Source organism: Winslowiella toletana (assembly GCF_017875465.1).
Classification (GTDB): Bacteria; Pseudomonadota; Gammaproteobacteria; order Enterobacterales; family Enterobacteriaceae; genus Erwinia; species Erwinia toletana.
In genome coordinates, this window is the sequence record NZ_JAGGMQ010000001.1 from 2,300,587 (window position 1) to 2,313,946 (window position 13,360).

Here is a 13,360-nt window from a genome sequence, read left to right on the forward strand (position 1 = left end):
TGTAAACCGCATTAGCGGCGCTGGATATAAGTAATCGCCAGCGCAACCGCCAGCACTAACCCTTTAATAATGTCCATCGCGTAGTAAGGCACCGAAAGCATCACCAGCCCGTTGCCTAATACGCCAAGGATCACTGCGCCCAGCAGCGTACCCAGCGCATTCGGCTTACCGGAACCGGCCAGTGACAGGCCAATCCACGCCGCCGCCACCGCATCCATCAGATAGCCACCACCGGCGTTAACCTGTGACGAGCCGATGCGCGAAGCCAGCAGAATGCCGCCGAGTCCCGCCAGCAGTGAAGCGATCACATAGGCGGCAACGCGATAGCGCGTAGTGCGAATTCCGGAGAGGCGCGCCGCTTCCGGGTTGCCGCCAATCGCATACATCCGGCGGCCATGTTTGGTCAGCGACAGACCCAGCTGAGCAATCACCGTCACCGCCAGCATAATAATCACAATGGTCGGCACCTGGCCCAGCAGTGAGAAGCCCGCCGGAATAACGCCTTCCGCCATATCGCCGCTCGGCAGCACCATATTTTCGGTAATCGAGCCGCCATAGCTGTAGGTCATCGCCACACCCTGCACCACAAACAGGCTGGCCAGCGTCGCCAGCATATCCGGGATTTTCAGCACCACGATCATAAAGGCGTTAAACAACCCGACCAGCGTACAGAGCAGTAACGTCACCACAATCGCCTGCGTCGAGCCGAAGCCATACCAGACGAATAGCGAGATCACCAGCGAGTTCGCCAGCGATGCCGTCGACCCTACCGACAGGTCGAAGCCGCCAATGGTCAGCGAGATCGACACGCCAATCGCAATAACCGTCACGATGGCGATGGAACGTAAGATATTGATGATGTTATTCGGGTCAAGGAAGCTATCCGATGCGAGGCCAAAGCCCGCAATCAGCGCCACTACCGTCAGCAACATCCCCCATTTGTAGAGAAATTCAAATAACTGGTGACGCACAGCTGGCGTCCCCTTCAGGGAAATTTCTTTGCTGCTCACGCAGGGGTTCCTCCGGTGGAATAAAGTAAAAGCGTTTCTTCGTCAGCGGTTCGCGCATCCATTTCCGCGACAATACGGCCATCCCATAGCACGCAAATGCGATCGCACAGACCAACCAGCTCGGCGAATTCACCTGAGGCATAGATCACCCCTTTGCCTTCGCGCGCCAGTTGATCAATTAAGACAAACAGGTCAGTTTTGGCTTTAACATCAACGCCTTTGGTCGGCTCATCAAAAATCAGCACATCGGCGTTATTGCGCAGCCATTTGCCAATCGCCACTTTTTGCTGATTACCGCCCGACAGGCGGCGCAGCGTCTGCTGCGGACCGGTGGTACGGATCCCCAGCTGCTGAATCACCTGTTCCGCCCAGCGCCATGCCTTGCGGCGGCCAAAAAAGCTGAAGCGGGAGAAGCTGTTATCGGCGCTGACGCTGAGGTTCATACTGACCGGTTCATCGATAAAAATCCCCTCTTTGCGCCGCTCCTCTGGCACCAGCGCCAGACCGCGTTCAACTGAATTATGCGGTGAAGAAGGTTTCCACGCTTTACCGTGCAGCTCACCGGCACGCACCTGACTGCGCGTGGCGCCAAACAGCGCCTTACAGAGTTCAGTTTTGCCCGCGCCAGCCAGGCCCGCAATACCGAGGATCTCCCCTTTGCGCAGTGTCAGCGAGATATCGTGCAGCAGCGCAGCATCGTGCAACCCTTCAATGCTCAGCAGCGTGGCGCCATTTACCGCCTCACGGCGCGGAGGATAGATATCATCCAGCTGATGACCGAGCATTTTTTCCACAATCTGCTCACCGCTCAGGTTCTGCATCGGGCCGCTTTCAATCAGGCGGCCATCACGCAGCACCGTCAGCTGGTCGCAAATCGCTTTCAGTTCATGAATACGGTGGGAAATAAACACCACGCCAATGCCGTTCTGTTTCAGGCGGCGCACCACATTAAACAGGCGTTCACTCTCATGCTGATCCAGCGGCGCGGTTGGTTCATCGAGGATCAGAAAACGGCAGTGGTGGGATAATGCGCGCGCCAGCAGAATTTGCTGCTTCTCCGCCAGCGTGCACTGCTCGATACGACGCCGTACATCAATCTGTACATCAAGCTGCGCCAGCAGTTCACGCGCCTGGCGACGAATCTCTGCCCAGTGATACAGCTGACCCCCTTCGGCCAGCCGATCCAGCATAATGTTCTCGGCCACACTTAGCGTAGGCACCAGCGCCACATCCACTTCCTGCTGCACCAGATGAATACCCAGCTGTTTGGCGTCACGCGGCGAACTGATTTTCACCTGCTGGCCATCCAGCAGAATCTCGCCCTGATAATGGTTGTGCGCTCCCGACAGCACCGCCATCAGTGTCGATTTTCCTGCACCGTTGGCGCCGGTTAAAGCATGAATCGAGCCGCCTTGCAGGGTGAAATCCACCTGGGTCAGCGCTGCAAAACCGCCAAAAGCGATGGAAATGTTGTGCATTTCGAGGCGATTTAACGCAGTCATTGGGATCGGTGCTCTCGGATTTTAGCTGTGGGTTCGTCGCATTCTTATCGGAATGGTTACCCTCGGCAACGAACGAAAGCGCATAAGCTAACACAAAATGTTATTAGCCATCCAGACATCCAGACACAACAGAGAAATCGCGAGGATTAAATCATAATTAGCAGAATGAATCGCGCGGTAAACGGCCAGAAGCCGACAGGATATGCTGGTGTCGGCATTCTGATACATGCAGGGAATAAATGGGATTTCTGAAAAAGAGCGGAAGTTATGTTCATTGAGAAACCGGTATCAGCTGTTTCTGGTTCTTCTCCCCGACTATTTTAAAACGGGTGACAAATCCGCGATTAGAGGGGTAAACGCCCTTATCAATTTTCTGTTGTGAGGCCATATTGATATGCCAGGTATAGATTTTACCCGCTTCCCAGTTGTAATGCGGTGCTGGCAGGCACTCTTCACTACTGACCTGAAGCTGCGGGACGAACTCTTTTACCGTGCCATGCTGAACATCATTGCCTTCATAAATGAACAGAGACATGACCTTTTCATCGCCTTCTGGCATCACCTTAACGCAAACATTATCATTAACGATGGCAGCACTGGCCGGGAGTTCCACAGGGACTGGATCGCCTGACTGGCACGCAGAAAGTAGCGAACAGGATGCAAGCAAAAATATTTTATTCACGTTATTACCTTTGTTTGAAGAACGCCGAAAGCACAGTTTCATACTTACTTTTTATATTGTTACCGGGCAAACAGAGTACATAAGTATAGCGGAAAGTTAATTACTCCTGACGCTTCTTCACATCAATATAAAAATCGACTGCACGGTCATCATCCGGATTAACACGGCTTTTTACCTGATTTGCAACCAGTGAATGATCCTCCATAATTCTAAGTACTGTTTTACCAACGTCAGATTTAAACAACCCTTCAGATAATTCACTCCCAGATTTATCATAAGTTTCACACAATGCACCAGGATTAATAACCTCTCTCAGTTTTATAGTTTCTGGCAAAGCACGAAAACCATTTTCTTCAGAAATCTTTTTAACATGATATGCAATCACATCATTGGTGTAATAAGGAACACTCTTTGTTTCACGATACATTTCAGTCAATGTCCATTTAATTGGTTTAACTTTTGTTTTAAACCGATTCTCCAAAAGACGGCCTTCAGGTGTATGTAAGTCGCTTGAGCGGATTGTGTTACCATTAATTTCGTGTTTAAAATTTTTCGGATCATCAATGTATAATAATGCAGATTTTAATGGGGAATTATATACTTCTTTAATTTTACTAGATAACACTGAATCTGCTTTGGTGGGTGGCGAAACCACCTCATTGGAACATGCCATTTGATTTAACCCACTAATATCCACAACAGATTACCTTCTGACAATTAAAAGGATTTTAATTATCGTCACGTTTGCAAAAAAATCTATCAAAAAACGCCCACTTATTATTTATGAGGATAGTTAATATAAGGTTAGAAATTTCTGAAAGTCTGCATAATACCCTGATAAAACATCATCATGCCAAATTTTCAAAGGTAGTCGAAAATGAGGCGTAAAGCATCTTTAATTTCACTCACAGGCGTTCTCTGCTTTGGCATAACCGAGGACCTCACGAAAAGATAAAAATGAGGGCAGAAAAGCCATGGATTTACCCTCAGAAAGCGCAAGAAATTGCACAGCGAATTGATGATATAAAACCTCTAATCCTGATTAATCTATCGAGGATTAGAGGCTTAGTCTATTTTGAGCGGGGACTATTTCAGCGATTAAAACGTTTCCCAGTTGCTGTCATCACGCGCGATGCCAGGTAACGGTACGCGTCTGGCGATCGGCAACGCAGCGACAACCGCTGTCTGCGGCAGCGCGCCTGCGCTGGCGGCAAAGCGGAATACCGATACCGCCTGCGACAGAACTTTTGCCTGCTCTTCCAGCGAAGAAGCGGCAGCAGCGGATTGCTCGACCAGCGCCGCATTCTGCTGGGTGGTGTTATCCATCTCCACCACGGCGGTCGAAATCTGGTTGATACCGCGGCTCTGCTCGTCAGAAGCTGAGGCGATCTCCCCCATAATATCGCGCACATTGGTTACCGACTGCACAATGTCCTGCATGGTCACACCGGTGTTTTCCACCAGTTTAGCGCCGCTGTTCACTCGCTGTACCGACTCGGCGATCAATCCTTCAATCTCTTTTGCCGCCTGCGCTGAGCGCTGGGCCAGATTGCGCACCTCACTGGCGACGACCGCAAAACCGCGTCCCTGCTCACCGGCGCGTGCAGCTTCTACCGCCGCATTCAGCGCCAGGATATTGGTCTGAAAGGCGATGCTGTTAATTACCGTGGTGATATCACCGATGCGTTTTGAGCTGTCTGAAATCTGCTGCATGGTTTCCACTACCGCTTTCACCTGCTTACCGCCGTTCTGCGCGGTGGTCGACGCTTCCGCCGCCAGTTTGCTGGCGTGATGAGCATTGTCAGCATTCTGTTTTACCGTGGAGCTCAGCTGCTCCATACTGGCCGCCGTTTGCTCCACTGCCGCCGCCTGCTGCTCGGTGCGTGAAGAGAGATCGGTGTTACCGGCGCTGATTTCTGCTGCCGCATGGCTCACCTGGCCGACGCCGGAACGAATTTCACCAATCATATTGCGCAGATTATCGCTCATCCTGCCAACGGCGCTCATCAGCAGCCCCAGTTCGTCACGGCGTGTGGTATGCACCACCGCAGAGAGATCGCCCTGCGCAATACGCTCGGTGGCGCCCAGCGTTTCACGCAGCGGACGGGTAATCTGGCGGGTAATGGCGAAGGCGATAGCGATGCCCACCACCAGCGCGGTCAGGCTGATAATCACTATCATCAGGATGGCGCTGTGAACACTCTCCTGGGTCAGATTCAGCTCGCGCTGCACCAGCTTTTCCACCATATCGTTCATCTCTTTGGCTTTCGCTACCATCACCGCGGCAGCCTGATGCTGCTGCTGAAATGCCGGAACATAAGAGAGCACACTGGCTTTGTAGCTAAGCAGGCGTTCACGCAGTGGCTGCAGTGTCTGTTCCTGCGCCGGTGTGACCAGGCTGGCAAAGATATCCAGCGTGGCAACCGCGCTATCCGCTGAAGCAGAGAGCTGCGCGGCGGTTTTGTCCGAAGGTCCGGCCACCACGCCACGCACTGCGTAATGCACATCCAGCAGCGCCAGATCGAGCTTCAGCATCATCACCTGCATCTGTAAATCCGCGGTTGGCCCCAGCTCCTCTTTCAGCGCGAGAAACGCCTGCTCGCTGGCAGAGAGATTCCAGCTGCCCTTAATATCATTGCGTGTGTTTACCGCATTAACATAGTTAGCCTGTGCCTGCTGATACTCTTTCACCATCCCCGGAAAGGTATTTAGCCAGTCACGCGTCGGGCCATTCCAGTAGAGCTGTGTAAACATCTGCTGAAACAACACCAGCGCATCGGCGATCTTCGCCTGGCTGTTGGCGATATCTTTATCGCGGTAGTTCAGCTGGTAGTTAGTCTGACTGTCGAGCGCTTCATTAATACGGCTACTGATCGCATGGCTGTAATCCACCTTATCAGCGCGATCTTTCACATCGCGAAACTTATTAATTCCGGTCGCTGCCACCAGCACCGCCAGCGCCAGAACCAGGCCAAAACCCACCGACAACTTTTTCCCAACCCGCAGGTTCTCAATGCCACGTGCAAATGCGTTAACCATTTTTATCTTTTATCCTTGTCTCAACTGCATAATGAGGATGGCGAAATGATGCTCTCTGCGTATGTAAATGTGATCGAGTTATCACTTTCTGCCTTAATCTCTATCGGACATGGGAGGGATTTACTTTAGGGCGGTTAACGGATCGACGCTGGGGATGATCTGCTACTTAAGGGAATTTTCAGAATGAACAGGAACGTTTAATAATTAGCAGGCAATAAAAAACCGACGAAGCGCGCTTCGTCGGTTGGTTGTCACGAATTAACGTGCCGGGAAAAAACTTATTTAGCAGACGCGAAACGTGCTGCAGCTTCGTCCCAGTTTACAACTTCCCAGAACGCCTTGATGTAGTCAGGGCGTTTGTTCTGATACTTCAGGTAGTAAGCGTGTTCCCACACATCCAGACCAACAATCGGGAAGCCAGAAACGCCAGAAATCGCTTCACCCATCAGCGGGCTATCCTGGTTAGCAGTAGACACTACCGCCAGTTTGTCGCCTTTCTTAACCAGCCACGCCCAGCCAGAACCGAAACGAGTCGCGGCGGCTTTTTCGAATTCGGCTTTGAAAGCATCAACGCTGCCAAAATCTTTTTCGATGGCAGCTTTCAGATCGCCCTGCAGGGAAGTGCCGGTTTTCAGGCCTTTCCAGAAGAAGCTGTGGTTTGAGTGGCCACCTGCGTTGTTACGCAGTACGGTTTTCTTGTCTGCCGGAACCTGATCCAGTTTGGTGATCAGCTCATCAACAGGCAGACTGGCGAACTCAGTCCCCTCCAGCGCGGCGTTAGCGTTGTTGACATAGGTCTGGTGGTGTTTGGTGTGATGGATTTCCATCGTCTGCTTGTCGAAATGCGGTTCCAGTGCGTCGTATGCGTAAGGCAGGGATGGCAGTGAATAGCTCATGTTCATCATCTCCATTAATGTTGGGCGGCGCTCTGAGTTTGTTTAGCACCGCGTAAGCAGTCGGATCATTATAGTTAAATAAATGATCTTGAAAATGGTTATCAATGCCCCACCCCTCGTAAGGGTATTATTTTAACGGCTTTTTTTATCTTTATCGGGCGCCGTATTCGCCGCCCGCATCAGCCGCAGCTCAGCCCACCAGTGACGCCAGCGATTTATCCAGCGCGCCAACCAGCCAGTCGATATCGCCTTGCTGGAAAGCCAGCGGCGGACGCAGTTTCAGCACATTCCCATAAGGACCGGCCACCGAGGTCAGCACATGGTTATCACGCAGCTTTTCAATCACATCCAGCGCCAGCTGCTTATCCGGCGTTTTGCTGGCACGATCTTTCACCAGCTCGAAGCCGATAAACAGCCCCGCGCCGCGTACATCGCCGATGCACTCATATTTATCCATCAGCGTTGTCAGTTCAGCCAGCAGCTTGCCGCCAACAATACGGCTGTGCTCCTGCAAACCTTCCTCTCTAATCACTTTCAGTACCGCCTGCGCGGCAGCCATCGCTACCGGGTTGCCACCGAAGGTGTTGAAATAAGGAATTTCATCACTGAAAGCGGCGAGCACATCGCTTTTCGCCAGCAGTGCCGATACCGGAATACCGTTGCCCATCGGTTTGCCGGTGGTGACGATGTCCGGCACCACATCATGGCGCGCAAAGCCCCAGAAGGCATCGCCGGTACGCGCAAAACCAGGCTGTACTTCATCGGCGATAAAAATACCGCCATTTTTATGCACGACCTCAATCGCCTGTTGCAGATAGCCTTTTGGCCCCGGCAACACACCGTCAGAGGAGAAGATAGAGTCAGCAAGGAAACCGGCAAATTTAATGCCGTGCGCCGCCATATCGTCAATCTGCTGCTGAATTTGCGCCGCAAACCACGCGCCGAGATCTGGCGCATCAACACGATAGCGATCCGGCGGCAGCACTAAACGGGTGGTCGCCGCCAGTGACTGGCCGCTGCCCAGCGCCGGGGACACGCCGGAAGTCAGGTCGCAGGTGCCATGGTAGGCTTCCTGACTGACAATAATCCCGGTGCCGCCGCTAAATGAGCGCGCAACGCGGATCGCCAGGTCATTGGCTTCCGAGCCGGTACACATATACATAGCACGGTCGATCTCATCCGGCAGGGTACTTAGCAGATCTTCTGAGTAGTTAAGAATATTTTCATGTAAGTAGCGGGTATGGGTATTCAGCATACCCATCTGCTGATGCACCGCCTCAATCACCGCCGGGTGGCAATGACCAATACTGGCCACGTTGTTATAGACATCAAGGTACTTATCACCTGCCGCATCCCACAGATATTGTCCTTTACCGCGCACCAGATGCACTGGCTTGCGATAGAACAAACGGTAGGATTCACCCAGCACTTTGCTGCGTTTATCGGTGAGTTTGCGCACCTCGGCGTCTAAGCCGTCGGCGTGCTCCGCACGAAAACTGTTGGTGTCCATGATGGTCGAACGTGTTGCCATGGTAACTCCCGTTGCGAAATTAAGGTTTGGCCTGACGGCAAAGAAGCGGAAAATTTCTGTTTAAGCTGACTTCATCATGGCGCATTTTGATAAAAATGCAACCAAATACACAAACGCAATAAAATACATATGCAGAGTGGTATACTGTCGCTTAAGCTGTCACGGAGTTGCAAAAAAGGAATAAAACCATGCTGCAGGAAACGCGTTTACATCGTATTCGGGCGTTGTTAAGCACGCTGAACCAGGTCAGTACCGAGCGCATTATTAAAGAGCTGGGCATTTCACGCGAAACAGCGCGGCGCGATATTATCGAGCTGGAAGCGCTCGGCGTGGCGCGCCGGGTACATGGCGGTCTGGTTGCGCTGGATACCGCGCCCGAACCGCCGCTGACCGTACGCAGCGCCGTGCAGGCAAAAGAGAAGCGCGCCATTGCCCGCGCGGCGGCGCAGCGACTGCAATCCGGCCAGACGCTGTTTCTCGATGCAGGCAGTACCACCACCATGCTGGCGGACGAACTGCGCTCCATGTCCGGTTTAACCATTATCACCAACAGCCTGCATGCCGCCCTGAAGCTCAGCGCCGCAGAAGAACATGAGACGTTAAATAACGAAGTGATTTTACTCGGTGGCAGCATGATGGCGGGCGCACAGCAGACGCGCGGCGAGTTAACCGTCGGCGAAATTTACCGTTATCGCGCCGATGTGGCGCTGTTGTCGCCGGTCGGCATCGACAGCAAAAGTGGCGCCAGCAGCTTTTATCCCCATGAAGCCGCGATTGCCCGCGCCATGACGCAACAGGCCACGCAGCTGATTCTGCTGGCCGATCACAGCAAGCTGGGCATCACCAGCCGGATGGTATACGCCACCAGCAGCGAGGTTAGCCTGCTGGTGACCGACAGCGCCGCGCCAAAACAGCCCGCCTTTGCCGCGTTGCAAAACAAGCTGGCGGAAATTGTTGTGGCTTAAACCATTAAGAAATAGCGATAGGGGAACTCATCGATATGCAACTGATCACGCACCGCCAGAAATTTTTGCAACTCGCGACGCCTGGCCACCTTGCGTGACGGTAAGTTCAGGCCATACAGCTCCAGGGTTTTTTCCGCCCGCTGCTGGTCATAGAGCGACAGTTCAGGCGACGGATGTAGCGTCCCGTCAGCAAAGTTACAGATAAAAAAGTGCTCAAAGCGGTAGTTGTGCTCATCCGGCTTGAGCAGCAGCTCGGTGTACTTTTCGCCTTTTGCACTCTGGCAGACATCGCAGCACGGAAACAGATTCTCCCAGCTAAACGCCAGCTCCGGAAACGCACTTTTGGGGCGAAAATGCTCAAGGGTTTTGCGTCCTTCGTTACCGATAAAGCCATCGCAAAACGCACAGTGCTCCTGGGTGATCTTCAGCAGCGCATCACGCGTGGCGCGATAGCAGGTTTGCGAATACCAGCTAAATTTGGCTGCGGGATTTTTAAGGCGTGCGGCGATATAGCGCTCGGTCCACTCCTGTCCACGAGCTTCAAGGCAGGCGGGGTATGCACTACGATTCATTTTAATCATCCCTGATCTCCTTATCCTTTGATCCGCCGGTTCAGCTGGCGTAGCTCCATTTCTACGATGGTCTCCAGCTCTTCACCACGCTCACGAATTTTGTTGGCCAGCGCGGTCAGCTCACTATCGTTGTTCGACCGGCTTTGCAGGCAGTGATTGCGCTGCTGGTAAAACGCCTGCAACAGCGCTTCAGTCTCAACATCAAACTGCTCCTCAACCTTAAACACCTCTTCGAGAATCAATTGATAACTTTTGCCCGCCGCCGCCGCCAGCGGAACGATCTCTTCCGGCTCCGCCGTATCACCGCGCGCCGCGCGCTGCGGATCCGGCAGGCAATAGATCCACGCATCCGCAACCGAGCCGACGACAAACGGCGAATGGGTGGAGATAAAGATTTGCGCGCCGGTCAGCAGTTTCTGCAACGCCGGCAGCAGGCGTCGTTGCCAGGTGGGATGCAGGTGGATATCGATTTCATCGAGAAACAGCAGCAGCGGCTGCGCAAATATTCCGCTACGGTAAAACGCCTCCAGTCTGGCGGTGAGATCGGTAATCCAGCCAAGCACCGATTTCAGCCCTTCCGGCAATAGCGTCAGACTGGCCGGTTTGCCATTGATTGTAAGGTTCAGGTTCAGCGCGCTATCAAGGGAAAATATCAGCTTTAATCCGCTGATCGCGGAGGCAAAATCAGTAATACGCTGCAGGATTTCATCCTGCTGCTGCTGTTGCTGGGTTTCTCCGGCAACCTGCATCAGCGCCGAGCGGGTGCGATTTTTAGTTATCCACGCGATAAAATCGTGATCACCGCAGGTATCCGCAAAAGACAAACAGTGGCTAAAAGGCTGTCTCAGCGCGGCGATACAGGCCGCCGGCTCGGTCTGCCTGGCGGTGTAAAAACCAGCGTCACCGGCAAAACGATAATCGACGCGTGCATCATCGCCATAGCGCGGGTTATGGTGCGGCTCAGGTGTAAAGATGGCGGCTAAAGCCTGTAACAGCGTGCTTTTACCACAGCCATTTGGCCCGGTGAGAATATACATCTCAGCATGGTAATGTGCGCTTTCCGCTGCGGGAAAATCGAAGCGTGTATGGGCAAACACGCCAATGTTTTTCAGGGTAATACTTTCCAGTCGCATATTTTCACTTCCATGTTGTGCAAATATTGCGCGATTTTATCTCACTCTTTGTGGATGTGTATAGATGGTTGCCCGCCCTGGTTTACTAAATCCGATCAACGTCAAATTACTGCGTTCAGCAACATCGACCGCCAGTTTAGTGGCTGCCGAAACGGCAAACAGAATCTCCACGCCGCACATCGCCGATTTCTGCACCATCTCATAGCTGGCGCGGCTGGAGACCAGCACAGCCCCCTGCGTCCACTGCTGCTGGCTGCGATAACCGAGCAACTTATCCAGTGCCACGTGGCGGCCAACATCTTCACAGCCGCCGCTCAGCTGCCCGTCAGGCTGCACCCATGCTGCGGCGTGGGTACAACCGGTGTAATCGCCAAGCGGCTGATACTGACGCAGCTGAGCGAGAGCCTGATCGAGATGGCTCAGGTCAAACGTCTGGGTAAACGGCAGTGGCTGTAGCGGCTTGCCGATCTCCGCCAGTTGCTCGACGCCGCAGACGCCACAGCCGGTGCGGCCAGCCATCGCCCGTCGTTGCGATTTCAGCGCCATAAAGCGACGGCTGGACAGCTCAACCTGCACTTCGATACCGTTGCAGCCCGTGACGATATCGATGCCAAAAATATCCTGCGACGCGGCAATAATTCCTTCCGACAGCGAAAACCCAATGGCAAAAGCCTCCAGATCTTTCGGTGAGGCCATCATCACCACATGAGAAATGCCGTTATACACCAGCGCCACCGGCACCTCTTCGGCCAGCCAGTCAGACTGCGACTGCTGTAGATCCTCTTTTTGCCAGACCTGAACCGCACGCATACCCGCAGGGTACGGTGAATTACCGGCCGGTTCCGGCGTTCTGTTTTTCACGTTAAAGCCACCTGTATTGCTATCGTCGCAAGATGCGTTAATTCTGAACCTGTCGCCGCGCAGGCGCAAAGCCTGATCGCCAAAAGATCGTCCGGCCACTGGCTGACAGGCTGCTTTTAGCGATGTAAAATCGCGCATTGCTATAATTTTGAGCAGAAGTGTCCCGCCCGGGCTGCTATCATCAGCGCAAGAGCCGCCCAAAATAACAGGAAAAAGTCCCTGATGAGCATTCGCATAATCCCGCAGCAACCGCTGGAAGCAAGCGATACACCCGCGACGGAACGCATTCCTCCCCTGCTTTTTCCCCGACTGAAGAAGCTGTATCAGCGCCGCGCCGCGCGACTGCGCGATTTAGCGGCGAAAAATCCTTTGGGCGACTATTTACGCTTTGCCGCGGTGATTGCCGAAGCGCAGGAGATTGTGCTGTACGATCATCCGCTGCAAATGGACCTGCATGCCCGGCTGATGGCGACCGCCGCCAGCGGTAAACCACCGCTCGATATCCAGACCCTGCCACGCGACGCCCACTGGCAACGGTTATTGCACTCCCTGATTGCCGAAATGAAGCCGGAAATGAGCGGTCAGGCGCTGGCGGTACTGGAAAATCTGGAAAAAGCCTCCTCGCAGGAACTGGAAGCGATGGCCAGTGCGATGTTCAACAACGACTTTGCGCAGGTCAGCAGCGATAAGTCGCCCTTTATCTGGGCGGCGCTGTCGCTCTACTGGGCGCAGATGGCCGAGTTAATCCCCGGTAAAGCGCGGGTTGAAGCGGGCAATCAGCGCCAGTTTTGCCCGGTGTGCGGCAGCGTTCCGGTCAGTAGCGTGGTGCATATGGGTAGCGAAGATGACGAACTGCGCTATCTTCACTGTAATCTGTGTGAAAGTGAGTGGCATGTGGCCGCGACCACCTGCAGCAACTGCGAGCAGACCCGCGAGCTGCATTACTGGTCACTGGATAGCATCGTCAAAGCGGAAAGTTGCGGTGATTGCGGCACCTATCTGAAGCTGCTGTATCAGGAAAAAGATCCGGCGCTGGAGCCGGTGGCGGACGATCTCGCCACCCTGGTGCTGGATGCGCGCATGGAGCAGGAAGGCTTTGCCCGCAGCAGTCTTAATCCCTTTCTTTTCCCGGGTGAATAAACTGCGCCGTTTATCAAGCTAAGCAATGG

12 protein-coding genes are annotated in these 13,360 nt (G+C 53.5%); 2 read left to right on the forward strand and 10 right to left on the reverse strand.

The annotated features are described in order from the left end of the window. Positions 1 to 11: 11 nt before the first annotated feature. The 7 genes from J2125_RS10750 to J2125_RS10780 form a co-directional block, all read right to left on the reverse strand. Positions 12 to 1,010 carry an ABC transporter permease gene (locus J2125_RS10750; protein ID WP_017799729.1) on the reverse strand — a complete coding sequence of 333 codons (999 nt, stop codon included), beginning with the start codon at positions 1,008 to 1,010 and terminating at the stop codon, positions 12 to 14. Next, a complete protein-coding gene (locus tag J2125_RS10755) occupies positions 1,007 to 2,512 on the reverse strand; it encodes a sugar ABC transporter ATP-binding protein (RefSeq protein ID WP_017799730.1) in 1,506 nt (501 codons plus the stop codon). The genes J2125_RS10750 and J2125_RS10755 overlap by 4 nt, the downstream gene beginning before the upstream one ends. A 271-nt stretch (positions 2,513 to 2,783) precedes the next feature. Continuing rightward, a complete protein-coding gene (locus J2125_RS10760; protein WP_157819420.1) occupies positions 2,784 to 3,194 on the reverse strand; it encodes a putative T6SS immunity periplasmic lipoprotein in 411 nt (136 codons plus the stop codon). A 100-nt stretch (positions 3,195 to 3,294) separates the two neighbouring features. Further along, positions 3,295 to 3,891, reverse strand: coding sequence for a hypothetical protein (locus tag J2125_RS10765; RefSeq protein WP_157819421.1), 597 nt, complete (start codon positions 3,889 to 3,891; stop codon positions 3,295 to 3,297). A 401-nt stretch (positions 3,892 to 4,292) separates the two neighbouring features. Next, positions 4,293 to 6,233, reverse strand: coding sequence for a methyl-accepting chemotaxis protein (locus tag J2125_RS25130; protein ID WP_017799733.1), 1,941 nt, complete (start codon positions 6,231 to 6,233; stop codon positions 4,293 to 4,295). A 278-nt stretch (positions 6,234 to 6,511) separates the two neighbouring features. Continuing rightward, positions 6,512 to 7,129: a superoxide dismutase [Mn] gene (gene sodA / locus J2125_RS10775; RefSeq protein WP_017799734.1), complete on the reverse strand. Its 618-nt coding sequence runs from the start codon at positions 7,127 to 7,129 to the stop codon at positions 6,512 to 6,514. 190 nt (positions 7,130 to 7,319) lie between these two features. Next, positions 7,320 to 8,660, reverse strand: a complete 1,341-nt coding sequence (locus J2125_RS10780; protein ID WP_017799735.1) for an aspartate aminotransferase family protein — start codon at positions 8,658 to 8,660, stop codon at positions 7,320 to 7,322. Positions 8,661 to 8,848: 188 nt separating this feature from the next. Between J2125_RS10780 and J2125_RS10785 the strand changes: the two genes are divergently transcribed. Next, positions 8,849 to 9,625 (forward strand): DeoR/GlpR family DNA-binding transcription regulator, encoded by a 777-nt coding sequence (locus J2125_RS10785; RefSeq protein WP_017799736.1) that lies wholly within the window; start codon positions 8,849 to 8,851, stop codon positions 9,623 to 9,625. Here the strand turns inward: J2125_RS10785 and J2125_RS10790 are convergent. Genes J2125_RS10790 through fdhD form a run of 3 tightly spaced genes read right to left on the reverse strand, consistent with a single transcriptional unit; the run spans position 9,622 to position 12,140 of the window. After that, positions 9,622 to 10,197, reverse strand: coding sequence for an HNH endonuclease family protein (locus tag J2125_RS10790; protein ID WP_157819422.1), 576 nt, complete (start codon positions 10,195 to 10,197; stop codon positions 9,622 to 9,624). The genes J2125_RS10785 and J2125_RS10790 overlap by 4 nt on opposite strands. Before the next feature lie 20 nt (positions 10,198 to 10,217). Then, positions 10,218 to 11,330, reverse strand: coding sequence for an AAA family ATPase (locus J2125_RS10795; RefSeq protein ID WP_017799738.1), 1,113 nt, complete (start codon positions 11,328 to 11,330; stop codon positions 10,218 to 10,220). Positions 11,331 to 11,366: 36 nt separating this feature from the next. Further along, a complete protein-coding gene (gene fdhD / locus J2125_RS10800) occupies positions 11,367 to 12,140 on the reverse strand; it encodes a formate dehydrogenase accessory sulfurtransferase FdhD (RefSeq protein WP_026111519.1) in 774 nt (257 codons plus the stop codon). Between the two features lie 273 nt (positions 12,141 to 12,413). On the opposite strand from fdhD, the gene fdhE reads away from it, so the two are divergent. Next, on the forward strand, positions 12,414 to 13,331 hold the full coding sequence (fdhE, locus tag J2125_RS10805) for a formate dehydrogenase accessory protein FdhE (protein WP_017799740.1): 918 nt from the start codon (positions 12,414 to 12,416) through the stop codon (positions 13,329 to 13,331). Positions 13,332 to 13,360 lie beyond the last annotated feature (29 nt).

Excerpts from the sequence above, each read along its gene's own strand:
- J2125_RS10785 (WP_017799736.1), top strand. The coding sequence starts at position 8,849 with ATGCTGCAGGAAACGCGTTTACATCGTATTCGGGCGTTGTTAAGCACG.
- J2125_RS10780 (WP_017799735.1), bottom strand. The coding sequence starts at position 8,660 with ATGGCAACACGTTCGACCATCATGGACACCAACAGTTTTCGTGCGGAG.
- J2125_RS10755 (WP_017799730.1), bottom strand. The coding sequence starts at position 2,512 with ATGACTGCGTTAAATCGCCTCGAAATGCACAACATTTCCATCGCTTTT.
- J2125_RS10790 (WP_157819422.1), bottom strand. The coding sequence starts at position 10,197 with ATGAATCGTAGTGCATACCCCGCCTGCCTTGAAGCTCGTGGACAGGAG.
- fdhE (WP_017799740.1), top strand. The coding sequence starts at position 12,414 with ATGAGCATTCGCATAATCCCGCAGCAACCGCTGGAAGCAAGCGATACA.
- J2125_RS25130 (WP_017799733.1), bottom strand. The coding sequence starts at position 6,233 with ATGGTTAACGCATTTGCACGTGGCATTGAGAACCTGCGGGTTGGGAAA.
- fdhD (WP_026111519.1), bottom strand. The coding sequence starts at position 12,140 with ATGCGTGCGGTTCAGGTCTGGCAAAAAGAGGATCTACAGCAGTCGCAG.
- sodA (WP_017799734.1), bottom strand. The coding sequence starts at position 7,129 with ATGAGCTATTCACTGCCATCCCTGCCTTACGCATACGACGCACTGGAA.
- J2125_RS10795 (WP_017799738.1), bottom strand. The coding sequence starts at position 11,330 with ATGCGACTGGAAAGTATTACCCTGAAAAACATTGGCGTGTTTGCCCAT.